This is a genomic window from Buchnera aphidicola (Thelaxes suberi) (assembly GCF_964059005.1).
Classification (GTDB): domain Bacteria; phylum Pseudomonadota; class Gammaproteobacteria; order Enterobacterales; family Enterobacteriaceae; genus Buchnera_I; species Buchnera_I aphidicola_C.
Map to the genome: position 1 here is coordinate 402,211 of NZ_OZ060389.1, position 26,989 is coordinate 429,199.

At 21.7% G+C, this 26,989-nt stretch carries 20 protein-coding genes and 1 tRNA gene; 14 read left to right on the forward strand and 7 right to left on the reverse strand.

Annotation, left to right across the window (positions count from 1 at the left end; all coding sequences use genetic code 11):
* The first annotated feature begins 9 nt into the window (after positions 1-9).
* The 5 genes from fbaA to recD all read left to right on the forward strand — a co-directional run bounded on the left by fbaA (position 10) and on the right by recD (position 10,668).
* The gene (fbaA, locus tag AB4W61_RS01835) at positions 10-1,098 is read left to right on the forward strand and encodes a class II fructose-bisphosphate aldolase (RefSeq protein ID WP_367678825.1); all 1,089 of its coding nucleotides are present in this window, start codon (positions 10-12) and stop codon (positions 1,096-1,098) included.
* Between the two features lie 85 nt (positions 1,099-1,183).
* Positions 1,184-2,044, forward strand: coding sequence for a small-conductance mechanosensitive channel MscS (gene mscS / locus AB4W61_RS01840; RefSeq protein ID WP_367678826.1), 861 nt, complete (start codon positions 1,184-1,186; stop codon positions 2,042-2,044).
* Between the two features lie 19 nt (positions 2,045-2,063).
* Positions 2,064-5,318, forward strand: a complete 3,255-nt coding sequence (locus AB4W61_RS01845; protein ID WP_367678827.1) for an exodeoxyribonuclease V subunit gamma — start codon at positions 2,064-2,066, stop codon at positions 5,316-5,318.
* Between the two features lie 9 nt (positions 5,319-5,327).
* On the forward strand, positions 5,328-8,843 hold the full coding sequence (gene recB, locus AB4W61_RS01850) for an exodeoxyribonuclease V subunit beta (protein WP_367678828.1): 3,516 nt from the start codon (positions 5,328-5,330) through the stop codon (positions 8,841-8,843).
* A gap of 19 nt (positions 8,844-8,862) precedes the next feature.
* Positions 8,863-10,668 carry an exodeoxyribonuclease V subunit alpha gene (gene recD, locus AB4W61_RS01855; protein WP_367678829.1) on the forward strand — a complete coding sequence of 602 codons (1,806 nt, stop codon included), beginning with the start codon at positions 8,863-8,865 and terminating at the stop codon, positions 10,666-10,668.
* A gap of 16 nt (positions 10,669-10,684) precedes the next feature.
* Here the strand turns inward: recD and argA are convergent, their stop codons facing one another.
* Together argA and AB4W61_RS01865 are read right to left on the reverse strand one after the other, a co-directional pair.
* On the reverse strand, positions 10,685-12,013 hold the full coding sequence (argA, locus tag AB4W61_RS01860) for an amino-acid N-acetyltransferase (protein ID WP_367678830.1): 1,329 nt from the start codon (positions 12,011-12,013) through the stop codon (positions 10,685-10,687).
* 168 nt (positions 12,014-12,181) lie between these two features.
* Positions 12,182-12,258 (reverse strand) — tRNA-Met (locus tag AB4W61_RS01865).
* Between the two features lie 214 nt (positions 12,259-12,472).
* Between AB4W61_RS01865 and ribH the strand changes: the two genes are divergently transcribed.
* The 4 genes from ribH (at position 12,473) to AB4W61_RS01885 (ending at position 15,216) form a co-directional block, all read left to right on the forward strand.
* Positions 12,473-12,955, forward strand: coding sequence for a 6,7-dimethyl-8-ribityllumazine synthase (gene ribH, locus AB4W61_RS01870; protein WP_367678831.1), 483 nt, complete (start codon positions 12,473-12,475; stop codon positions 12,953-12,955).
* A gap of 124 nt (positions 12,956-13,079) precedes the next feature.
* Positions 13,080-14,201, forward strand: a complete 1,122-nt coding sequence (gene ribD, locus AB4W61_RS01875; RefSeq protein WP_367678832.1) for a bifunctional diaminohydroxyphosphoribosylaminopyrimidine deaminase/5-amino-6-(5-phosphoribosylamino)uracil reductase RibD — start codon at positions 13,080-13,082, stop codon at positions 14,199-14,201.
* Positions 14,202-14,247: 46 nt separating this feature from the next.
* Positions 14,248-14,691 (forward strand): transcription antitermination factor NusB, encoded by a 444-nt coding sequence (gene nusB / locus AB4W61_RS01880; protein WP_367678833.1) that lies wholly within the window; start codon positions 14,248-14,250, stop codon positions 14,689-14,691.
* Positions 14,692-14,889: 198 nt separating this feature from the next.
* Entirely contained in the window at positions 14,890-15,216 is a 327-nt protein-coding gene (locus AB4W61_RS01885; protein ID WP_367678834.1) for a TusE/DsrC/DsvC family sulfur relay protein, read from the forward strand.
* A gap of 24 nt (positions 15,217-15,240) precedes the next feature.
* Here AB4W61_RS01885 and cyoE read toward each other — a convergent pair whose 3' ends face one another.
* From cyoE to cyoA, 5 genes are all read right to left on the reverse strand, one after another.
* The gene (gene cyoE / locus AB4W61_RS01890; protein ID WP_367678835.1) at positions 15,241-16,134 is read right to left on the reverse strand and encodes a heme o synthase; all 894 of its coding nucleotides are present in this window, start codon (positions 16,132-16,134) and stop codon (positions 15,241-15,243) included.
* Complete coding sequence (locus tag AB4W61_RS01895; protein ID WP_367678836.1) at positions 16,112-16,438, reverse strand: hypothetical protein; 327 nt, start codon at positions 16,436-16,438, stop codon at positions 16,112-16,114. The genes cyoE and AB4W61_RS01895 overlap by 23 nt, the downstream gene beginning before the upstream one ends.
* Positions 16,435-17,052 (reverse strand): cytochrome c oxidase subunit 3, encoded by a 618-nt coding sequence (locus AB4W61_RS01900; protein WP_367678837.1) that lies wholly within the window; start codon positions 17,050-17,052, stop codon positions 16,435-16,437. Before AB4W61_RS01900 ends, AB4W61_RS01895 begins: the two co-directional genes overlap by 4 nt.
* A gap of 18 nt (positions 17,053-17,070) precedes the next feature.
* Positions 17,071-19,020 (reverse strand): cytochrome o ubiquinol oxidase subunit I, encoded by a 1,950-nt coding sequence (cyoB, locus tag AB4W61_RS01905; protein WP_367678838.1) that lies wholly within the window; start codon positions 19,018-19,020, stop codon positions 17,071-17,073.
* A 105-nt stretch (positions 19,021-19,125) separates the two neighbouring features.
* On the reverse strand, positions 19,126-19,941 hold the full coding sequence (gene cyoA / locus AB4W61_RS01910; RefSeq protein ID WP_367678839.1) for a ubiquinol oxidase subunit II: 816 nt from the start codon (positions 19,939-19,941) through the stop codon (positions 19,126-19,128).
* A 330-nt stretch (positions 19,942-20,271) separates the two neighbouring features.
* Between cyoA and AB4W61_RS01915 the strand changes: the two genes are divergently transcribed.
* From AB4W61_RS01915 to lon, 5 genes are all read left to right on the forward strand, one after another.
* Entirely contained in the window at positions 20,272-20,565 is a 294-nt protein-coding gene (locus AB4W61_RS01915; protein ID WP_367678840.1) for a BolA family protein, read from the forward strand.
* Positions 20,566-20,963: 398 nt separating this feature from the next.
* Positions 20,964-22,274, forward strand: a complete 1,311-nt coding sequence (locus AB4W61_RS01920) for a trigger factor (protein WP_367678841.1) — start codon at positions 20,964-20,966, stop codon at positions 22,272-22,274.
* Between the two features lie 63 nt (positions 22,275-22,337).
* Complete coding sequence (clpP, locus tag AB4W61_RS01925; RefSeq protein ID WP_367678842.1) at positions 22,338-22,952, forward strand: ATP-dependent Clp endopeptidase proteolytic subunit ClpP; 615 nt, start codon at positions 22,338-22,340, stop codon at positions 22,950-22,952.
* A 55-nt stretch (positions 22,953-23,007) separates the two neighbouring features.
* A complete protein-coding gene (gene clpX, locus AB4W61_RS01930; RefSeq protein WP_367678843.1) occupies positions 23,008-24,252 on the forward strand; it encodes an ATP-dependent Clp protease ATP-binding subunit ClpX in 1,245 nt (414 codons plus the stop codon).
* A gap of 183 nt (positions 24,253-24,435) precedes the next feature.
* The gene (gene lon, locus AB4W61_RS01935) at positions 24,436-26,781 is read left to right on the forward strand and encodes an endopeptidase La (protein WP_367678844.1); all 2,346 of its coding nucleotides are present in this window, start codon (positions 24,436-24,438) and stop codon (positions 26,779-26,781) included.
* The last annotated feature ends 208 nt before the right edge of the window (positions 26,782-26,989 follow it).

A 26,989-nucleotide genomic window follows, 5' to 3' on the forward strand; every position in this document is an offset into this window, starting at 1 on the left:
ATAATTGATATGAGTAATATTCTAAAACATATAAATCCTGGCATAATTTTTGGAAAAGATATAAAAAAAATTTTTTATTTAGCAAAAAAAAATAAATTTGCTATACCAGCTGTTAACTGTATAGGAACTGATTCTATTAACGCTGTATTGTCTGCAGCATATGAAGCTCAATCTCCTGTAATCATTCAATTTTCATACAGCGGAGCTGGTTTTATGGCTGGAAATAAGATTAATAATATTTATCATCATAATGAACATAAAAATTCTATTACAGGAGCAATAGCAGCCGCAGAATACGTTAACCATTTAGCTAGTCATTATAAAATACCAGTGATATTACATACCGATCATTGTCATAAAGAAATTTTACCTTGGATCGATCATTTAATCATAGAAGGAAATAAAAAATTTCAAAAAACGGGTAAACCTCTTTTTTCTTCACATATGATTGATTTATCCAAAGAAAAGATAAAAGATAACATATCTGTATGTAAAAAATACATTAAAAAAATGTCCAAAATAGACATGTTACTTGAAATAGAACTAGGTTGTACTGGTGGAGAAGAAGATGGTATAGATAATACATCTATGAATAAAGAATTGCTATATACTTCTCCTGAAGAAGTGAATTATGCTTATGAAAATCTTATCTCTATAAGTAATAACTTTACTATCGCAGCAGCATTTGGAAATGTTCATGGTGTTTATAAAACAGGTAGCATTTGTTTGAAACCAGAAATATTAAAAAAATCTCAATTATATATTAGTCAAAAACATCATTTAAAGAAAAATCCAATTGATTTTGTTTTTCATGGAAGTTCTGGATCTTATCATGATGATATTAAAAAATCTATTTCTTACGGAGTTGTTAAAATAAATATTGATACTGACATACAATGGGCTTCTTGGTCAGGTGTATTACAATTTTATAAAAAAAATCAGGATTATTTGCATAGTCAATTAGGTAATAAAAAAGGACAAGATATACCTAATAAAAAATACTACGATCCTAGATCGTGGATTACCTATTCTCAACAATCTATAAAAAAACGCTTAATTCAATCTTTTAAAGATTTTAATTCTTTTAATACATTATAAATATAAATATTTTAAATATTTATTATTTAATAAATTAATAATAATTAATTAATAATTTTATTATACTTACACAATAGGAAGAACAATGGAAGAACTTAATATTGTAGAAGACATTGGATTTATAAGTAGTTGGTTTAGTAAAAATCAGTCTGTTGTTTTAAGTTATTTTGTACACTTTACTACCGCAATGACTGTTTTAATTACTGGAAGTTTTTTATCCGGATCTTGTTCAGAAGGCATTAATAATATTTTTTCTGATAAACAAATTGATAGCACTATAACCGGATTTGTTTCTACTTTATCTAAATATGTAATTATCACTATTACATTAATTATTACTTTAGGGTGTTTAGGAGTACAAACTAATTCTGTAATTGCAATACTTGGAGCAGCAGGTATGGCAATTGGTTTGGCTTTACAAGGATCTTTATCTAATTTTGCAGCAGGCGTGATGTTAGTAACATTACGACCATTAAAAACAGGAGAATACATAGACTTAGGAGGTGTTTCAGGTACAGTAATGAGTATTCATATATTCTACACCACTCTAAAAACATTAGATGGTAAGATTATCGTTGTGCCTAATGGAAAAATTATTTCGGGAAATATTATAAATTATTCTAGAGAACCAGCGCGAAGAAATGAATTTGCAATTAATGTCTCTTATCAAAGTGATATAGACTTAGTAATTAAAGTGCTTCAAGAAGTACTACAAAATGAAGATCGAGTAATTAAAAATAGAGATATGACTGTAGGTTTAAGTGAATTTGGTCCTTGTTCAATAAATTTTGTTGTAAGATGCTGGAGTAAAACAGAAGAACTAAATACAGTATACTGGGATTTAATGTTACAATTCAAAAAAGCATTAGATCAAAATAACATTAATATTCCATTTCCTCAGATGGATATTCGATTTTATAAAGGAAAACCAGAACAATTTAATTAAATTTAAAAAAATATTATTTATGTTAAAAATATATGAATTTAATCAATTAGAACAATTATTTGAAACAAATTGTAAAATTATTAAAAAAAAAAATAACGATTTTTTTGAGCCTGAAATATTTTTAATTAATAAGAATATTTTTCTTTCTCAATGGTTAAAAATCAATTTTGCAAAAAAAAATAGCATATGCGCGAATTATTATATTCAAAACATAGAAAAATTTTTTTATAAATTTTTAAAAAAAATATTACCAAAAAATCATTTTTACTTTCAATTATATTCTTCCTGTTTAATATGGAAGATTATGCAAATTAATGACTTAGATTGTTTTCCTCAATCATTACGCAATAATAATACAGCATTGAAAAAATACGAAATTGCTGTATCAATGTCTGTATTATTAAAAAAATATTTTTTACATCATAGTAATTGGAATACAGAATGGTTTTTAGAAAAAAAATTACATTTTTTAAATAATCAATATACATGGCAAAAAAAAATATGGAATAAAATTATTTTTAATAATCTAAATATAAAAAAAATAAATAATAAAAATTATAACATATTGAAATTTATTTTTAAAAAAATACGATATCTGTTCAAAACAAATAAAAAAATTATTCCGAAAAGAATTTTTATATATGATATCTGTTGTTTATCTCCTTTTTATATCAATATAATAAAAATATTAAGTTTATATTCAAAAATTTTTATTTTTTATGTAAATATACATATTTATAATTTAATATATAAAAAAAATTTAATACCGATTAAAAATATTGCTCATAATAATAAAAAAAAAAAAATAAAATCTAATGATTGGAATAACTATTTTTTTTATTTCGAAAAAATTATTAATAATAATATCCAAAAAAAATATTTTAAACTTACAACATTTAAAAATAATAATTTGCTTAATTTTTTAAAAAATGAAATTTTAAAAAATGATATCTTTTATCATACAAAAAAAGAAAAAAAATTTGATTTTATATATAACGATCAATCAGTATCAATTCATTCCTGCATTAACATTAGAAAAGAAGTAGAAGTAGTTTTTAAAGAAATATTATATAAGATTAAAAAAAATAATAAATTAAATCCGCAAGATATCTTAATTTTTGTAAAAAATATCGATGAATATAAACCATATATTACATCAATATTTAATTCCTATGATAAAAAAAAATATATACCTTTCATCATTATTACAAAAAAACAAAAAATAAATGACTCAATAATTAAATTTTTTAAAAAAATTTTATTATTAAATAATAGTAGAATTACATTAAAAGAAATATTTGAAATGATACAATTTAAATTTATTCATACAAAATTTTCTTTAAAAACTGAAGAAATAATGTTATTTAAAAAATGGAGTAAAAAAATCAATATTAAATGGGGGTATGATAAAAATCATTTTATTGATTTAAAAATGGAAAAATGTAATGTTGAAAATACATGGAAACATGGAATTAAAAGGATGTTGCTAGGAACATCAGTGCACAAAACAAGTAAACCATGGAAAAATATTCTTCCGTCTATTTATCATACATATGATTTCATGCATATAATTAGTGTGTTTACAGAATTTATATGTCTTGTTAATCAATGGAGAAAAAAGCTTTTAACGTCAAAACCATTAAAATCATGGAACAAAATATGTGATTTAATTATAGACCAATTTTTTAATACAAATGATTATGATATCAATCAAATAATTAATAATATTAAAATAAAATGGAAAAAAATTTTTCCAGAAATAATACAAAAAGAATATAAAAAAAAAATAAGCATTAAAATAATATATGCAGAATTTAAACGTCAATTTAAAAATAGATTACCTAAAAAAAATCTTTTTTCTAATTCAATAATTTTTTCTGATTTTAACTATTTTGAAAATATACCGTTTAAAATGATCGGAATACTAGGATATAATTCTGATATCTTACATCCAATAATTCAAAATAAATTAGATTTAACACAATATAATTTAAACATATCAGATATATGTTCTAATAATAAAGAAAAGAAACGTTTCTTAAACATAATTACTGCAAGTAAAGATTTTTTATACCTGAGTTTTATTAATAGTAATGTTCATGATGTATCAATGTCTACAGCTTCTCCTTTAATTATGCATATAATAGATTATCTTTCAAATAATATTAATTTTCCTCAACAAACAAAAATAAAAAAAAATAAAGAAACAATCAAACAATTCATTATTAAAAAATTATGTACATTTCATAACAATGATGTATTAATTACTGATTATATTAATGATTATATGTTAATACGTAAAAACATAGAAAAAATAGAAAATAATATTAAAACTATTTGTAATAATGATAACAAAATATTCAATAATAATAGTATTAATATACTAACATTAATAAATTTTTGGAAAAATCCAATTAAATTTTATTTTAATAAAATTATTAATGTTAATTTCAATAGTTATGCAACTAATATAATAGAATCTGAACCATTCACAATTGATCATTTAAATAAGTATAAAATCAATAAAAAAATTTTTAGTTTTATATTAAAAAAAAAAAATACAAAAGAATTATTAATCTTTTATAAAAGAACTGGAATTATTCCACATGGTCATCTAGGTAATATTTTATTCAATCAACAAATTAAAATTGTACAACAATTAGTCCAAAATTTTTTAAATATTGACAATGTCGTGATAAAAAAAACTGTTAATTTTAATATTAATAATATTAATGTATTTGGAAAGTATTATTTAGGAACAAATACAGGAATAATAATGTGGAAACCATCACTATTAAGATATGTAGATCAAATATCATTATGGATATACCACATAATATACTGCTATTTGGGAGGGAGAAATAATAGTTTTATTATAGGAACACAAAATTCTTTTTATGGGTTTTATAATATTAGTTATAACCAAGCAAAAAAATATCTTATTGAATATATTCAAGGGTATTATGAAGGATTAAATGATCCCGTGTATTTGATACAATCAGGTTATGAATGGATAACAAATTGTTTTGATAAGTCTTCACTTACAATATCAAACAAAAAAATAAATGTTGCTTTTAAAAAATGTTTACAAACATGGAATGGTAACAATTTTATAAAAGGAGAAAAAAAAGACAATTATATTAATAAAATTATATTAGATTTAAATCAAAAAAACAGGGATAAAATCTATATGACAACAGAAAAATGGATTTTACCAATTTTAAAAAATAAAATATGGAAGTTACCTATAAAGAAAATTAATAATAAATCATAAAAATAAAATATGAAAAACATAATACCATTAAAATTAAATATACTAAATAGCCCAATTAAAAATTATACCTTAATTGAAGCTTCTGCTGGAACTGGAAAAACGTTTAGTATAGCATTAATATATGTCAGAATTATTTTACAAATTAATATTAATAAAAATAAAATTCCCAATAACAGTATCTATTCAAAAATTTTATTATTAACATATACCAATCAAGCAGTATTAGAATTACAAAAAAAAATTTTTAATATTATTCATGAATTAAAAAAAGCTTTAATTACAAAAAAAACAAAAAAAAAATATATAAAAAATTTTTTTAAATATATTCATAATACACAAGACACTATTAATCTTTTACAAAAAATAGAAAATCACTTTCATAACATCTCTTTATTCACTATACATTCTTTTTTTTTAAAAATTATTAAAGAAAATCACTATTTATTTAACCAAATAAACAATTTTTCTATTACAAATAATATAAAAAAAATATATTTAAACGCTACTTACGATTTTTGGAGACAATATTGTTATACGTTACCTTATGATATTATGAAAATAATTTATTCATATTGTAAAAATCCTGAAGATCTTTTATTAAAAATTTATCCATTAATTCAGAATTCATCTAACTTTTTTAAGTTATCAAAGAAAAATAGTAATGCGTTATTAATTCATAAACATTTTACCTTAATTAAAAAAATTCAATATTTTAAAAAATATTTGTCTGGTAAAATTAATCAAATTAAGGTAATAATTCAAAAAATAGTACATAAAAAAAATAATATTATATCTAATAAAATATTATCTTGGATTAATGATGAAACAAAAGACTATTTTATTCCCAAAGAAATATTGCATATACAATTAATATTATTAAAAAGTTATTCATTAAAAAAAGAAAAAGAATGTAAGATTCTATTACATAAATTTATTGATTTTAATAAAAATAATTTTTCAATTAAAAAAGATTTTTTATCTTATGCTGTAAATAATATAAAAAAAAATATAAAAAAAATAAAAATTAATGAAAGTCAATTTGAGTTTGATGATTTAATTAATTTTATTTATAAAAAAATTGTAATCAAAAAAAATTACAGTTTAATGAATACTATTAGAAATTCTTTTCCTATAGCAATTATAGATGAATGTCAAGATATTGATAAAAAATCAAATGATATTTTTTTTAAAATATATAATAAACAAAAAAATCTTTCAATAATTTTAATAGGTGATCCTAAACAAACAATATACGAATTTAGAGGTGCAAATCTTAGTTTATATCAAAAATATAAAAAGGATATTCATCAACAATATTTTTTAAATACTAACTGGCGTTCATCACCTGAAATTACTAAAAATATTAATTTTGTTTTTTCTTTAAACAAAAATTCATTTTTAAATAAATATATTACATATAAAAAAATATTAACTCCTAAAATTAATTATAAAATGTTTTTTAAAATAAAAAACATTGTACAACCTGCATTCCGTATATTTTTTAATAATCAAATAGATTCAATTAGTTTACAGGATTATTATGATTGGAGTAGTAAACAATGCGCTGAAGACATTTATTTTTTAATGCAACAAATTCAACAAAATACTGCTAAAATATTTATTCAAAACAAAGAACGCTTACTTTCTATTCAGGATATTACTATTTTAGTACGAAACAAAAATGAAGCATTAATAATTGAAAATGCATTAAAAAAAAAATATATAGATTCTTATTACTGCTCTAATCAAAAAAGTATTTTTAATACACAAGAAGCTGAAGATATTCTAATAATATTAGAATCATTATTATCTATTAATAAAGAAAAAGATTTAAATAAATTATTATTAACAAGATTAATTCATATTACAGATATTTATTCTTTACAAAAAATAAATAATAATAAAAAAATAATTATATTAAACTTACTACATCAATATTTAAAAATTTGGAATAAAAGCGGATTTTTAAATTTAATTAAATATTTAATTAATAAAAACATACATAATAATAATATATTAATTACACCTGAATCAATTACTAACTATTTACATCTCGGTGAGATTATAGACAAAAAAAATACTCAAATAAATAAAAAAAATATGATTTTGTCTTGGTTACAAGACAAAATGATTAATAAACAACAAATTAATAATTTATTTTATTTTACAAGAAATTATATTAATACTAATTCTTTAAAAATTATCAGTATTCATCAATCCAAAGGTTTAGAATTTCCATTAATATGGATACCTTTTTCATCAAGCTATTCAAAAAATAAAATTTATTCTTTGAATAGATCTTCTTCTGATTTAAATATTTTTTTAAAAAAACGATATTTAAATCAAAAAAATCAACTACAAAAAAATATGTCTGAAGAAATTAGACTATTATATGTTGCAATGACACGATCAATATTGCATTGTAGTTTTACTATTGCTCCTATTGCGGAAAAAAAAAACGATGTATATACTACTTTTCATAAAAGCGGGCTTGGCTATTTAATCACCTCAGGAAAAAAAATTACAACAAATAATTTCAAAAAAAATATTCAAAAATTATTCAATAAACGACCAGAAATAGAAATTTTTTATGGATTATGTTTTTTAAAAACAAAAAATACATTAAAAAATACATCAAATAATATTATACAAGAAATAAAAAATCTACCGATATTAAATACATCAAGAAAAAATTTTATAATAACTAGTTATTCAAATTTAATAAAAAAATACAATAAAAAAATATCATTTAATGATAATTCTTTAGAAGAATACTGTGAAAATAACAAATATTTTTTACAAGAAAAGTTAAATAATAAGAATAAAATTGATTTTACTTTACAAAAAGGAATAAAAATTGGAAATTTAATACATAAAGCGTTAAAAATAATTAACTTTAATAAACCTGTCGATATAGATATAATATCTAATTTGCTTAAAAATGATTATTTACCTATAAAATGGATTGAAAAATTACAATTATGGTTAAAAAATATTATTAATACTCCTTTAACTCCTCTATCTGTAACATTGAATAAATTAAATTCAAATAATTATATTAAAGAATTTGAATTTTATATATCAGTTAAAAATAATTTAAATAATTCTGTGTTTAATAAATGTATTCAAAAAAATGATAAAATTTCTTTATTATCTTCACCTTTAAAATTTCATTCTTTTTCAGGTATTATTACAGGATATATTGACTTAATTTTTAAAAAAAATAATAAATATTTTATTGTAGACTACAAATCCACTTGGTTAGGAGAATCTAATCAAGATTATAATCAAAAAAATATAGAAAAAAAAATGATACTTCATAGATATGATATACAATACCATATATATAGTATAGCATTACATAGATATTTAAAACAAAAAATCAATAATTATTCGATAAAAAAAAATTTTGGAGGAATTTTTTATCTATTTTTAAGAGCAATGCATCCAAATAATAAAAACCCTGGTATATTTTTTATACCTCCTAACAAAAAATTAATTAATAATTTAAATATTATTTTATAAATATCGAAAGTAAATAAATATGTGTATAAAAAAAATATTATTACAAGCTATAAAAAAAAAAATGATTGATCCTTTTGATTTTTATTTTGCAACTTACTTATTTGAAGAAAAAAATACAGAAATGATATTAGCTGCATTATGTACTAATTATGTAACACGTAGAGGTCATGCATATTTAGATATAAAAAAAATGAACAAAAAAACAGTATTTCCCTATAAATATAATAATTTAACTGAAAAATTATGGAATTTTAACCAACATGTTAATAATTGGATAACATTTTTGTCAGATAAAATGTTTGTTTATAATAAAATTGATACATTTCCTTTATTTTTTGAAAAAAATAAACTTTATATAAAAAAAATATGGATAATGAAAAACTATATTAATAAATTTTTTTTTCATAAAAAAGTAGATACTAATATTGATTTATATAAAGCAAAAAAAATTATTCAAAATATTTCTGAGCAGAACTATGATGTTAATCAAAATATTGCTATATCAATTAGTCTCATTAAAAAAATTACATGTATTATTGGAGGTCCAGGTACCGGAAAAACTACTACAGTTACAAAAATATTATTATCTTTACTTCGATTATATAAAAACAATATTAAAATAAAAATTTGCGCACCTACTGGTAAAGCAGCAACAATTCTTTTAGAGTCATTGCATAAAACATTAAAAATATTTCAAACCAATATAGATGAAATAAAAAAAATACCAAAAACGGCTTTTACATTGCATGAATTAATTTTGTTAAACAATAAAAAAAAATATAATTGTAATAATAATAATAATAATGTAATGAATATATTAATAATAGATGAAGCATCAATGATAGATCTTGTTTTAATGTATAATTTACTTAAATCAATAAAAAAAAAAACAAAAGTTATATTTTTAGGTGATTTTAATCAACTCCCTTCGATAAGAATAAAATCAATATTAGCATTGATATGTAAAAAAGCAAAAAATATATACAATATCGAAACAGCTAAAAAAATTAATTTTCTTACTAATGAAAAAATTATATTTAGAAAAAAAAATATTCCTACTATTTATAATAGTATACACAAGCTACAAAAAAATTATAGATTTCAGTTAAATTCTCCTATTTATACTTTGTCACAATTAATTCTTAAACAAAAAAATAAAGCAATTTTTAATTTATTTAACGAAAAGAAAAATAAAATTAAATTCTATCCTATTATTAATGAAAAAATGTATCACTTAATAATAAACAAGATTTTTTTTCATTACTGTAGTTATTGGGAAAGTATTACAGAAAACACTGAATATGAATCAATATTAAAAAAATTTAATAAATTTAGAGTTTTATGTGCAGTAAATGAAGGATATTTTGGAACGAATAAAATTAATTTAATAATAGAAAAAATGATATATAATTTATATTTCAAAAAAAAGAAAAATCAAAAACTATATAATGAAAATGAATGGTACTTTGGAAAAACTATTATTATTACTAAAAATCAAAAAATATTAGGAGTTTTTAACGGTGAAATAGGTATTGTTTTAAAAGATAAGAATCAAACAAAAAAAGTTTTTTTCCATTCTTTAAATGGAAAAAAAAGATCGTTCAACCCCGAACTAATTAAATATTATCAACCTGCTTGGTGCACTACTGTACATAAAGCACAAGGCTCAGAATTTTCTAAAATTTATTTTATTATACCTAATAATTTTATATGTATATTAAGTGCATCACTTATTTATACAGCGGTAACACGTGCAAAAAAAGAAATTACTATTTTCGGAGATAAAAAAATTATAGAAAAAATGATACAAAATAAAAATTGTTAAAATAAAACAATTATATTTATACAATATTTAATATTAAAATTTTTGATCCTCTTTTATAATTATACATTTTTTTTTTACTATCTGGTAAAAAATTAATACTTGTTGGAATAAATCCTTTTTCTTGAAACCAATGAATACTATGAGTTGTTAAAACAAAAATTTTTTTTAAATTAAGCTTCTTAGCTTGAAGAATAACTTCATTTAATAACGATTCTCCTCTAGAAACACTACGATAATCAGGGTGAACAGCTAAACACGCCATTTCTCCTATTTGTTCTTGAAAAAATGGATATAATGCTACACAAGAAATAATTAAATTATCTTTTTTAATAATAGTAAAATTCTTTATTTCTATTTCTAATTGTTCTCTAGAACGGCGAACTAAAATTCCTTTTTTTTCTAAAGGTTTTATTAAATTTAAAATTCCTCCTATATCATGAATAGAAGCTTTTTGTATTTTTTCAGAAGATTCCATTACTATTTGAGTACCAATTCCATTACTAGAAAATAATTCTTGCAATAATGAACCCTTATCTTTATAACTAATTAAATGAATTCTCGATACACCATGGCGAGAAGAATTTATAACTCCTTCTAAAAATCTAGTAAATTCATAAGAATATTCTTGTTGTATTGAAAAAGATTTAATATATTTATGTAATTTTTCGGAAATTAATTCAGAAATTATTTGATTACTGTCATCTATAATTCCTTTTTGATCAAAAAAACCAATTAATTTTTTTGCATTAATTTTTAATGACACATAATTGGCTATTTCTTCTGAATTTATATTAAAACATTCTCCTGTCACTGAACTCGCAATAGGGCCAATTAAAACTATAGAGTTATTGTATAATTGACGATTTATTTCCTCAAAATTCACTCTTCGAACTTTCCCAGTATGAAAATAATCTATTCCTTCATCAACTCCTAAAGGTTGAGCAATAATAAAATTTCCACTTACTACACTAATATTAGCACCTTGTAAAGGAGTATTACATATACTCATAGACAACTTAGCAGTAATTTCTAGTTGTACTTTACCTGATATTTTTTTTGCAGAATTTAAAATTTTAGATGTAGTAACATGAATATTTTTATGTAATAAATATTCTATATTATTTTTTTTTAAATATGATTGTATTTGAGGGTAAATACTAAATACTATAACAATATGAATACCTAAACTATGTAATAAACCAATATCATTAATAATATCAGAAAAATTAGAATGATTAATTGCATCTCCTGTAAGGAATATAACAAATTTTTTACCCCGATGCATATTAATATATGGAAGAATGCGTCTAAAACTTTGAATCAATGTCGTTTCTATTTGATTCACATCAACACCTCACTATCTTATTATATAATAAAAATTTATTACACAATGATATTTAAAATTTAATAAAAATACATATAAATAAAAAAATTTTTCTTAATTTATTTATTATTATTATTTTTTTGCGAGAAAATTAAGTAATGAGGTTTTGTATCTAAATATTAATTAAAATGGTTGCGGGAGTTGGATTTGAACCAACGACCTTCGGGTTATGAGCCCGACGAGCTACCAGACTGCTCCATCCCGCGATTTGTTTTATAATTTAAATATTTTACTATTTTTTACAAAAAAAAACAACTTTTTTTTTTAAAATTATTTTTAACTTCGTTAAAAAATAAAATACATAAAAAAGTTAAAATTTTTATTAGCATAATTTTATTTTTTTAAAAACATGTTATATTAAATAAAGAATTATTTTAACTATAATGAAATCTTATAATTTAAATTAGGAATAAAATACATATGAATTTAATAAAATCAGAAATTTTCAATCAAAATATTAAAATTGTAATTATAGCTTCTAGAACAAACAATTTTATTAACCAACATTTAATAGAAGGAGCAACAGATATACTACATAGAATAGGGAAAATAAAATTAAAACAAATTAAAATTATACGAACTCCTGGTGCATATGAAATACCTTTAATAGCAGCTACATTATCTTCATCAAAAAAATATGATGCAATAATAGCATTAGGAACAATTATTAAAGGAGAAACTATTCATTTTAAAAAAATAGCTTTTACTGTAATTAATTCTTTACTTAAAATTAGTATAAAATATATTATACCTATTGCTTCCGGTATTATTATAGCTGAAACAACTAACCAAGCTATAGAACGAGCAGGTGTAAAACAAGGTAATAAAGGAAGTGATGCTGCTTTATGTGTTTTAGAAATGATTGATATTATTAATAGTTTAAAAAACACACATAATAATTAAAATAGCAGACAATTTATTTTTATTTAAAATATATTTTAATATATTAAATTAATACTAATATTTTATATATTATTACAATTTAAAAAAATATTTTTATACTTAATTATCACAATAAGAGATAAATATGGAAAAAGATTTTTATTTTATGGAGAAAGCTATTCTTTTATCAAAAAAAGGAGAATTCACTACTTCTCCTAATCCTAACGTAGGTTGTATTATTGTCAATAAAAAAAAAATTGTAGGTAAAGGTTGGCATCAATATGCAGGATCAGATCATGCAGAAATAATCGCATTAAAGGAAGCTGGAAACAAGGCTATTCATGCAACTATGTATATTACTCTAGAACCGTGTACACATTTCGGTTTAACTCCTCCTTGTTGTGAAAAAATTATTCAAAGTAAAATATATAAAGTAGTCATTGGATCAATTGATCCAAATCCTCATGTATCAGGAAAAGGAATAATACTACTTCAAAAGCAAGGAATTAAAGTAGTAGTAGGAGTTTTAGAACAAAAAATAAAAAAAATAAATTGCGGATTTTTTAAACGGATGCAAAAAAATATACCTTTTATTAGATTAAAATTAGGTATATCACTAGACGGTAAAATTGCAACCAAAAAAGGAGAAAGCAAATGGATTACATCAAAAGAATCAAGAGAAAATGTCCAGTATTTCAGAGCAAAAAGTTGTGCTATATTGACTAGTTATAAAACTGTATTATTAGATAATCCGCTATTAACAATACGAAAACATTTTTTTTATGAAAAAAAAATAAATAATTATCATAAAAAAAAACAACCTTATAAAATTATTATAGATAATAAAAACTTGGTTCAATTAGAACATAAATGTATTAATCCCAACGGAAAAGTCATACTTATAAAAACAAAAAAAGATAAAAAAATTTGGCCTAAGCACGTATCACAACACTTTTGTCCTAGCAAAGAAAAAAAGAACCAAATAGATCTAAAAAAAATGTTATATTTTTTAGGAAATAAAAAAATTAATAATATTCTAGTAGAATCAGGAGGAGTATTATCAGGAATGATGTTACAACTAAATTTAGTAGATGAACTAATAATATATATAGCTCCTATTATAATTGGTAATGAAGGAAAATCTATGTGTGTATTAAATAATATAGTACATCTATCAGAATCATTACACTTTTCTATTGTGAAAACTGATTTTTTTGGCCCAGATATACGTATAATTATGCAACCAAAAAAACAAAATGAATATTGAAAAAAAAAATAATATTCATCATTATAAAATAATAAGGAATTCAATCTTGAAATCCAAATCTCGAAGAAAAGCAAGGGAATATGTATTACAAGCATTATATTCTTGGCAAATTTCTAAAAATCATATTCAAACAGTTATGAATCAATTTAATAAAAAAATAAAAAAAAATAATGCTGATTCAAAATATTTTTATGAATTAATAATAGGTATATTCCAACATCACTTAAAAATAGATGAATTTATGAAACCTTATTTATCACGTACGATAGATAAATTAGGGCAAATAGAAAGAGCAATTTTACGTATTGCATTTTATGAACTATTAAACCGTGACGATATTCCGTATAAAGTTTCTATTAACGAAGGGATAGAATTAGCTAAATTATTTGGTGCTGAAGATAGTCATAAATTTATTAACGGAGTATTAGACAAAGCCGCAATTGCAATACGTTTAAATCAAAAAAAGTATACATATAATAAAAAAAACTAGTAAAAATTTTTTATATTATTACTAATTCAGTAACATGATTATCAACCATCAAATCTACTTCAAGTAATATTTGAATATAAAACATTGATTAATTATTCATATATAAATTACAATAAAGAAATTGCTAAATACAACAAATATATGTAATAAATTTCATATTTATTACACTCTACATTACTAATATTTTACATTATTAATATGAATCGTTACTTTTATAAAACAAACGAAAAAGATGAATTTGGATATTTAAAAAATTACAAAAAATGGAACAAATCTATTGCTATAGAAATAGCAAAAGAAGAGCTGATTATCCTTACATCTCATCATTGGGAAATAATATATTTAATTCGTGAATTTTATATAGAATTTAATATTTCACCTTCTTTCAGAATGTTATATCAATTTGTAAAAAAAAGAAAAAAAATAAAAATTAATAGTCTATTTTTATTTAAATTATTTCCCAAAGGAATAGAAATTCAAGCAACAAAAATAGCAGGAATACCTAAAAATCATCGGTGTATATAAAATTATTATTAGTAATAATCATATTTATTTACTATCTAAACCTATCATTAAATTAAATATACAAATAACGATAATTGAGAAAAAGAAGGATAATCGAGACCATTTTGCTTTATTATCTTGAAAACAACCTATTAATGTTATAAAAAACCAAATAAAACTAAAAAATAATGTAATTATCAAATAATTACTACCAACATATTTTAAACAAAATAATAACGAAATAAACATTATAAATATTAATATATTTATCAAAATATATAATTGAGTTAAAGCGACTCCATTACTAATAGAAAAAACAGCAATATTAATTTTTCTATAATCTTCTATACGAAATATTGCAATAGAATAAAAATGTGCTATTTGCCAAAAAGTTAATATTAAAAATAAAATAAAAAAACAACAGTTTATTTCATTAGTAACTGTTTCATAACCCATTAACACCGGAGAAGATCCAGCCATACTGCCAACTAAAGTAGCATATGGCATATAACGTTTCATTAATAATGAATATATTACTACATATATAACAAAACCAAACAAACCAATAAAAAAAACTATTTTATTCGTAAAAAAAAATAAAATTAAAAAACCAATAAATCCTAAACTACACGCAAAAAAATAAGCATGGTTTAAGCTAATTAGTCTTGTTACTAATACTCTATTTTTAGTTCGATTAATTTTTTTATCAATATCTCGATCAATAATATTATTAAAAACACAACCAGAAGATATTATAAAAATAGTACCCAAAAAAGAAATAAATAATAAAAAAAAATTTATTTGTCCATGAGAAGATAAAAAAAATCCACCTAAGAAAGACAATGCATTTCCAAAAATAATACCAGGTTTAATTATATTAAAATATATTTTTATATACTTTAAAATATTTAATAAATTATTCAAAATGATAACAATCAAGATTGTGCATAATCCAAATTGATCCGCTTATAATAATACATATTACTAACAAAGAAAAAAAGAACATACCTAATATTGAATTTAAATCTGAAAATTTTTTTATATCGAAAAAAAATATAAGATGACTAATAATTTGCAAAATACATAGAAATAATAAAACAAAAAAAGTATAAGATTTAAATAATTTATAATTTTTTGCAATGATAAAAGAAACAATACTTATCATTAATGTCCAAATCCAACCAAAAAAATAAATATTATTCCTGTTAGAAAAAAAGAAATATTGAATTAAAAAATTTTTCATACATTAAATCCTATAAAATAAATAAAAGTATATAAAATTATCCATATAATATCTAAAAAATGCCAAAAAAAACTTAAACATACTAAGTTAGTATAATTACTGCTATTAATTTTAAAATAATAATTCTGCAAAATAATACATATCATCCATATTAAACCTATAATGACATGCGCTATATGCATAGAAAGTAAAGTTATAACACTCGAAAAGAAGCCATGTGAACTAGGTTGCATTCCCATTTTAAAAAAATATAATATTTCATTAAATTCTATGCAAACAAAACTTAAACCAAAAATAAAAGTAGCAATAATCCAAATATAGGTATTAATTATATTTTGTTTACTCATTGCTATAACCGCAACACCACAAGTAACAGAACTACATAACAGCAATATAGTTTCAATTAAAATTGAATCTAAATTACACTTTATTTGTAGTAACGTACTATCTAACACAGAATGCGATCTAATCACAAAATAAACAGCAAAAACACAAGCGAAAATAATAAAATCGCTCATTAAATATAACCAAAAACCCAGCATTTTTTTTTCATTTAATTTAATTAATTTATCACTCGTTTTTTCATTATTTATAGAAACAAAATTCTTAATCATATATTTTCCTCTTATTTTTTAAAAATTTTTTTCTAATTTTTTTATTTCATTTATTGAAATTAAATGATCATTTTTCTTTCTTAAGCTATAATAAAAAAGAATTAGTATAATTCCAGTTATCGATGAAAAAAATAACCATGTAATATGCCATACAGCAGCAAATCCTCCTATAATACTACAAAACCCAATAAAAAATCCTAAGCTAGTATTATTAGGCATTTTAAAATCACTAAATAACCCATTTATTTTTTCATTTCTTATTTTTTTATTCCAAAAATCATCTCGATATAAAACATGAGGTAAAATTGCAAAATTATAAAAAGGAACAGGGGAATTAGTAGACCATTCTAACGTTCTTCCATCCCAAGGATCCGCGATATTTTCTTTTAATTTATTGCGGTTTTTAATAGAACTACATAACTGTATTATTTGAAATATAATACCTAATGCGATTAAACAAGCGCCAAAAGCTGATACTGTTAACAAAGTATGAAACTGTGAGTCAATATGTTGGCCTATACGTCGAGTCATTCCCATTAAGCCCAAAGCATACAATGGTAAAAAAGCAACTAAAAATCCTATAAACCAAAACCAAAAAGCTATCTTTCCATAAGTTTCATTTAATTTAAATCCAAACATTTTTGGAAACCAATATGTAATTCCAGCAAAACAACCAAACACTACACCACCAATAATAACATTATGAAAGTGAGCAACTAAAAATAAACTATTATGCAATACAAAATCAGCTGGAGGTAAAGAAAGAAGTACTCCTGTCATTCCACCAATAGAAAAAGTAGTTATAAAACCTATTGTCCACAACATAGTTGAATGAAACTTAATTTTTCCTTGATACATAGTAAATATCCAATTAAATATTTTTACCCCAGTAGGGATAGCTATGATCATAGTAGCAATTCCAAAAAAAGCATTTACATTTGCGCCTGAACCCATAGTAAAAAAATGATGCAACCATACTAGAAAAGATAATACTGTAATAACAATAGTTGCCCATACTAAAGAAACATAACCAAATAACGATTTTTTAGAAAAAGTAGATACAACTTCAGAAAAAATGCCAAATGCAGGCAAAATTAAAATATATACTTCAGGATGCCCCCAAATCCAAATTAAATTAATGTACATCATGGGATTACCTCCCATTGAATTTGTAAAAAAATGAAAACCAAAATACCTATCTAAAGATAATAAAATCAAAGTTATAGCTAATACTGGAAAAGAAGCTAATATTAAAATATTAGAACATAAAGCAGTCCAAACAAAAACAGGCATTTTAAACATTGACATTCCTATAGTTCTCATTTTTAAAATAGTTACTATAAAATTAATTCCTGTCAATGTTGTTCCAATTCCAGCAATTTGTAAACTCCAAATCCAGTAATCAACACCCACTCCTGGACTATATTCAATACCTGATAAAGGAGGATAAGCTAACCATCCAGTTTTTGCAAATTCACCCACTCCTAAAGAAATATTTACTAACATTGCTCCCGAAAATGTTAACCAAAAACTTAAATTATTTAAAAATGGAAAAGCTACATCACGAGCTCCAATTTGTAAAGGTACTATAAAATTCATTAATCCTATTATTAATGGCATAGCAACAAAAAAAATCATGATCACACCATGTGCAGTAAAAATTTGATCATAATGATTGGGAGGTAAAAATCCTTCTCCTGAATTAGAAGAAGCCATAAATTGTTGAATTCTCATCATAATAGCATCAACAAATCCTCTAAATAACATAATTAAACCTAATAATAAATACATAATTCCTATTTTTTTATGATCAACAGAAGTAATCCAATTACTCCAAATATACATCCACATTTTATTATATGTAATCAATATACCTAATAATAAAACAGTGGCAATAATTATAGAATAAGTGAACATAATAATAGGTTCATTAAATGGAATTGCATCTAAAGTGAGTTTACCAAACATTATTTTTTCCCTTTTCGTTATAGATATAATCTATAAAAAAATAAAAAATTATTATAATTAATAATTGTATTTAATATCTAAATTTATTGTATTAAATATAAAAAATTATTTTTTATGCATATTTTTTATTACATAGTTAAATAAATCAAAACACACACACGAAAAATATATTACTTTTTTCGAATGATTCGGCTTTGCAATATTTAAATATTCTTCATAATTACATATTGTATTTTTGTCTGATTGTACTTTCTTAATCCATTCATTATAAGCAGTATTATTCTCTACTACTAAAACATTAAATTTCATATCAGAAAAACCGCTTCCACTATAATTTGAGGAGATTCCTTGATATTTTCCAGGTGTATTTGCAATTAAATTAAGCGAACTTTTCATTCCAGCCATGGCATAAATTTGACTTCCTAAAGCAGGGATAAAAAAAGAGTTCATTACAGATCCAGATGTAATATGAAATATAATTGGAGTATTTATTGGAATAGCAATTTCATTGATTGAAGCAATTCTTTCTTTTTTATAAATAAATAACCATCTCCAATCTACAGAAATAACATCGATAACAATTGGTTGGTTTTTTGATATAATTGTTTTATTTGGATCAAGTTGATGAGTGCTATTCCAAGAAACTAAACCTAAAAATAATATAATCAAAAAAGGAATAGTCCAGATAACTAATTCTAGTTTATTTGAATGCGACCAATTAGGATTGTATTTTATATTTGTATTTTTTTCATTATATTTTAAGAAAAAAAAAATAGACAAAAAAATAGCAGGTATAACAACAATAAGCATTGTAATAAATGAAGTTAAAATTAAATTTTTTATTTTTGCACCTATCATTCCTGATGGATGTAATATAACCGAATTACATCCAGTTAACAAAAGAAATGTACTACTTATCATAAAAACCTTAAAAATTTTATACATGTTCATATTTTGTAACCTTAAATAAAAAAATTATATAAAAAATATAATAAAAATTTTTAAAAATATTATTTTATAATTAAAAAATTAAATCTAATTAGATATAAATAGTTTTAAAAAAATGAAGTACCAACTATATGTAATAAAAAATTTATTTAAATAAAAAATTAATTTTTACAATTAAAACTTTATTTTTTTTATTGAATATTGTATAAATATATAAATTTTGTATTACAAAATGCTATTCTAACCTCTATAAATTAACAATATTTAATTTTATACATTACTAAAAATAGTATTAATATACCTATGATAAATAAAATTGAAAAAAAAATTAAAGAAAAAATAAATGTAATATCTTTATCAATAAATAATGAAAGCTATCTGCATAATAATAAAAATAAGCAGCAGCACTATAAAATAGTTATAATATCCAATCAATTCAATAATATCACTTTAATCGAAAGACATAGAACTATCTATAAAATACTTAATAATGAATTTAATAAAAGCATATTTTCATTAAATTTATATACTTTTACTCTAATAGAATGGAAAAAAAAAAATAGTAAAATATTTTCTATACCTTGTTTAAATATATAAAATAAATATGTACTTTAAATACATTTAAATTTTAAATAAATTATTTTTTAACATATATAATATATAAAAACGTGTTTATAAAAATTTAATTTTCTAATATCATATTAGACACGAAATTAAAAATTAAATAAATAATTTTATTAAAAGACATACTTATCTAAGATCTTATCTTACATTTATTTTTTAAATTTTGATGATATATATTAATTTTATCAAAAAAAAACTATAAAAAAAATAAAAAAATAAAAAATTATGTTATCACAATTTTAACAAGTCCTTTGATAATAAATTAAAAATCTCAATAAATACGATGAATTAAAATATAAATTGAAATTGTTATTTTATTTGAAAAATAGCAATATTTTATATTATATATATTTGTATTAAGGATGCTTTACATGAATAATGTAATCAAAAAAATAAATGAATTACAGTACGAATGTACAATTTTTCTATCTAAAGAAAAAATTCAAAAATTAATACAAAAAAAAATTAATTCAATTCAAAAAAAAAATAAAATAAATGGATTTAGAACTGGTAAAGTTCCGTTACAATTGATTAAAAAAATGTACGAAGATGAAATTCAATATAATTTAATTAACCAATTAGTAATTGATCAAATAAATAAAATTACTAAAAAAGAAAAAATAGAAATTTTTGATTATGCTAATTTAAAACATAAAATAAATGAAACCAATGAACATCTAATCTATTTTATAAAATTTGAATCTAAACCTAATTTTAAAATAAAATTAACAAATCGCGATAAAATTATACAAATAAAAATAAAAAAAAATAACGCATTAGACAAAAAAATAATCAATGAAAGCTATTTAAATGAAGAAAAAGAAATCGAAACAACGATTAACTTTAATAGTATTGTAACAATTGATTATGCTATTTATTTAAAAAATCAAGAAAAAGAATTTTACTCTATACAAAATTTTTCATTTTTATTTGGTAATAATATGTTAGATTTTAGAATAGAACAAAAACTTATTGGAAAGAAAAAAAATAAAAAAATAACTATAGATTTTTTATTTTCTCGTATTCATCCTGAAAAAAAACTAAGAAATCAATCATCAAAAATACTAATATTTATAAAAAAAATAACAAAAATAAAAAATACAGAATTAATTTTTGACAATAATGATGAAAAAAATTTGTTTTTACAATTAGAAAAAAAGAAACAATACTATTTCATAGATAACAAAATAAAAAATAAAACTTTTTTATTGATAAATAAATATATTAAATATCAAATTTTACAAAATATTATTCAAAACAACCCTATCTGTATTCCTGACCAACTATTAAAGCAAGAATATAAAAAAACTTATTACAATTTAATATCTTTATATAAAAATAAAGTAAAAAATTTACTTAGTTATTATTCAAATACATTAATTAAATTAGAAGCGTTAAGAAACGCTCACATAACATTACTATATGAAGAAATAATAAAAAAATATAAAATTCAAAACAATAAACAAGAAATACAATATATTCATGAATACGTAAAAAAATTATATTATCAAAATAAAAGAAAAATAGAAATCAATAAAAATAATAAAATATTGTTACAATATTTAAATAAAATATTTTTAGAAAAAAAAATAATTGCAACACTGTATAATGAAGCTATAATCATCGAAAAAGAAATGTCAACAAAAGAAATAATTTCTAATTATTTGCTACAACAAATATAAAAATTTAATACAAAAAATTAAATATAAAAATAACTAATTATATAATAAGAGTTTAAATTTATAATGAAAGAAATCAATAGAAAAAATATAAAATCAACATTAATTCCAGTAGTAATCGAGCAAACAGAACGAGGAGAAAGATCATACGATATTTATTCTCGTTTACTAAAAGAAAGAATAATTTTTATATCCGGACAAATAGAAGATTTTATGGCTAATATCATTATTGCGCAATTACTTTTTTTAGAATCAGAAAATGCAGCAAAAGACATTTATCTATATATTAATTCACCGGGAGGTATTGTAAGTGCTGGAATGTCTATTTATGATACTATGCAATTCATTAAACCAAATATTAATACTATTTGTATAGGGCAAGCTTGTTCTATGGCAGCGTTATTATTATGCTCTGGAAAAAAAGGTAAAAGATATGCATTACCTAATTCGCGTATGATGATTCATCAACCTCTCGGTGGATTTGAAGGACAAGCTTCTGATATTGAAATACATGCTCAAGAAATTATAACAATTAAAAAAACTATCAATACATTAATTGCCAAACACACTAATCAGTTATTAAAAAAAGTAGAACAAGATACAGAAAGAGACCATTTTTTTTCCGCAAAAAAAGCTGTTAAATATGGATTAATTGATGATATTTTGAATAAAAGGTGCTAATTTTTAATATTTTTATATTAAAACTATATATTAATTTTATAAAGGTATAACAACAATGAGTGATAATAAAAAAAATATTTCTTGTTCATTTTGCGGAAAAAACGAAGGAGAAGTGAAAAGATTAATAATGGGTGAAAAAACATGTATCTGCAATGAATGCGTTATATTATGCCATAATGTTATTATGCAAGACAAATCTAAAAAAAGAACAAGAAAAAGAAAAAGAAATAATTTAACACCTCGCCAAATAAAAAATCATTTAGATTACTATGTTGTAGGTCAAGAAAAAACAAAAAAAATATTATCAGTAGCAGTTTATAATCATTACAAAAAATTGTATTTTGATAATATAAATAAAGAAAGAGATGTAGAAATAGAAAAAAGTAACATTTTAATGATAGGACCTACTGGTAGCGGAAAAACCCTAATTGCTAAAACATTATCAAAAATATTAGATGTTCCTTTTGTAATAACTGATGCTACATCTTTAACAGAAGCAGGATATGTTGGTGAAGACGTAGAAAATATTTTACAAAGATTATTACAAACATGTAATTATAACATCGAAAAAGCAGAAAAAGGAATCATATATATTGATGAAATAGACAAAATTTCTAAAAAAACAGAAAATATGTCTATTACTAGAGATGTATCAGGTGAAGGAGTTCAACAATCATTATTAAAAATTATTGAAGGAACTATTGCTTTAGTACCTCCTAAAGGAGGAAGAAAACATCCAAATCAAGATTTTATAGAAATTGATACTTCTAAAATATTGTTTATTTGTGGAGGATCTTTTTCTGGTATTAAAAATATTGTAAAAAAAAGAACTGAACTAAAAGCAAAAATTGGATTTAATGCACATTTTGATAAACAAAATATTAACGCAGATAAATGCAATATTTTAGATAAAATTGAATCAAAAGATTTAATTAAATTTGGATTAATACCAGAGTTTATTGGAAGATTACCAATACTAACTACACTTGAAGATTTAACAGAAGAAGCTTTAATAAAAATTTTGTCTGAACCTAAAAATTCTATTACTAATCAATATAAAAAAATATTTGAGATGGATGGTGTCAAATTAAAATTTGAGAAAAAAAGTTTATGTGCTATTGCAAAAAATGCATTACATAAAAAAACAGGAGCTAGAGGATTACGATCCATACTCGAAAATATTTTATTAAATATCATGTATGATCTACCTTCGTTAAAAAATGTTTCTGAAGTAATTATTAATGAATCAGTAATCAATAATTCTACATTACCTGAATTTATTTTTACAGAAAAAAAATAAAATTAAAATATTTTTTACTTAATAATATGAATCCCTTCTATTTATTAAAATTTATTATTTGTTTAATATTTAATACATATTTAATCAGCTTAAATATTTTTTTAATTTTAAAAAAAAATGACATTAAAGATATTGTGTCAGCATATATTTAGTAATATAAAATTAACTAAGAGAGAATTCTGAATGAATCTTGAATCTTCTGAATTTATTGAAATTCCTGTTTTACCATTACGTGATATAGTTGTTTACCCTAATATGGTTATACCATTATTTGTAGGAAGAGAAAAATCAATAAAATGCATTGAAAAATCTATAAAAACTAATAAAAAAATTATTCTAGTGACACAAAAAACGCTAAATAAAGAAAATCCTAATCCTGATGATTTATTTAAAGTTGGAACTATCTCTCTTATTATCCAAATTTTAAAACTTCCTGATGGTACAATTAAAGTATTAGTAGAAGGAATACAACGAGCTAGTATTAGTACTATAAAAGATACAGGGAAATATCTTATTGCTAAAATTAAATTAATGTCTCCTTCCAAAGAAAACAAAGATAAAAGAGAAAAAAAGACTTTATTACGTATATCGATTGATAAATTCAAAGAATATGTTTCATTAAACAAAAAAATTCCATTGGAAATATTATCATCTGTAAAAAATATAACTAATACTGAACAATTATCAGATGTTATTGCATCTCATATGCCTTTAAAAATATCAGAAAAACAAACAATATTAGAGATGAATAACTCTCATGATCGTTTAGAATATTTAATGTCAGCAATAGAATCAGAAATGGATTTATTAGAAATAGAAAAAAAAATACGATTACGTGTCAAAAATCAAATGGAAAAAAGTCAAAAAGAATACTACTTAAACGAACAAATGAAAGCTATTCAAAAAGAAATAGGAGAAATAGAAAATAACTATAACGATTATGAAAAATTAAAAGAAAAAATAAAAAAAACAAAAATGCCTAAAGAAATAAGATCTAAAACAGAGTCTGAATTTTATAAATTAAAAATGATGTCATCGATGTCAGCTGAAGCATCAGTAATACGAGGGTATATTGATTGGATTTTACAAATTCCTTGGAATAAATATAGTAAAATTAAAAAAGATTTAAAAAATACGCAAGAATTACTCGACGCTGATCATTTTGGATTAGAAAAGATCAAAGAACGAATTTTAGAATATTTATCTCTACAATATCGTATGAAAAAAGCAAAAGGACCTATTTTATGTTTAGTGGGACCTCCAGGTGTAGGTAAAACATCGTTAGGAAAATCTATTGCTTTAGCCACAGGAAGAAAATACGTTAGAATTGCATTAGGAGGGATAAGAGACGAAGCTGAAATTCGAGGACATCGTAGAACATATATAGGATCTATGCCTGGAAAAATCATTCAGAACATTGCTAAAATAAAAGTAAATAATCCTTTATTTCTTCTAGATGAAATTGACAAGATATCATGCAATGGAAGAGCAGATGCTGCTTCTGCATTATTAGAAGTTCTTGATCCTGAACAAAATAATGCATTTAATGATCACTACCTAGAAATGAATTTTGATTTATCTAATATTATGTTCATAGCTACTGCAAATTCTATGAAAATTCCATCTCCTTTATTAGATAGAATGGAAATTTTAAAAATATCTGGATATACTGAAGAAGAAAAAATAAATATAGCAATAAACCATTTAAAACCAAAACAAATAATGCGTAATGCTCTTCAAAATAATGAAATTGAAATAAAAAAAAATGCTATTTTAAATATTATTAGATATTATACAAGAGAAGCAGGTGTTCGTAATCTTGAAAGAGAATTAGCAAAAATATGTAGAAAAGTGTTAAAAAAAATAATTTTAAATAAAAATATAAAAAAAATTGTTATTGATAAAAATAATATACAAGAATATTTAGGAGTAAAAAAATTTGATTATGGAAAAACTAATAATATTAATCAAATTGGGCAAGTAATTGGATTAGCTTGGACAGCTGTAGGAGGAGATTTACTAAATATAGAAACAGTATCTATAACTGAAGGAAAAGGAAAGCTAACATATACTGGATCTTTAGGGGAAGTAATGCAAGAATCTATCCAAACTGCCTTAACCGTAGTTAAAACACAAGCGAAACAAATAGGATTAAACCAAGATTTTTTTGAAAAAATAGACATTCATGTCCATGTACCTGAAGGATCCATACCAAAAGATGGTCCTAGTGCAGGAATTGCAATGTGTACTGCATTAGTTTCTTCTTTTAAAAAAAATCCAGTACGTTCTGATGTTGCTATGACTGGCGAAATTACATTAAGAGGAGATGTTTTAACTATTGGAGGTCTTAAGGAGAAACTAATAGCAGCACATAGAGGCGGGATTAAAAAAGTCATTATTCCTTATGGTAACCGACATGATTTATTAGAAATGCCTAATAGCATTACTCAAAATTTATGTATACATCCGATAAAAAATATTAAAGAAGTATTACAACTTGCTTTAGAACATCCTCTTTATAAAAAATAAGATAAATTTTAAAAAATATTATTTTAATATTGCTGGCATAAAAAGTTGCCAGCTCTATAACTTTAAAAGTTATTAACTTATATATAAATATATCAATTCTATAAAAATACTTAATATTGGAATACAAATTATGAACTGTAAAATTTTTAATTGTAAAAAAATTATTTTCACTATTATTATAATTTCATTAGTTTTTAGTGGAATAAGT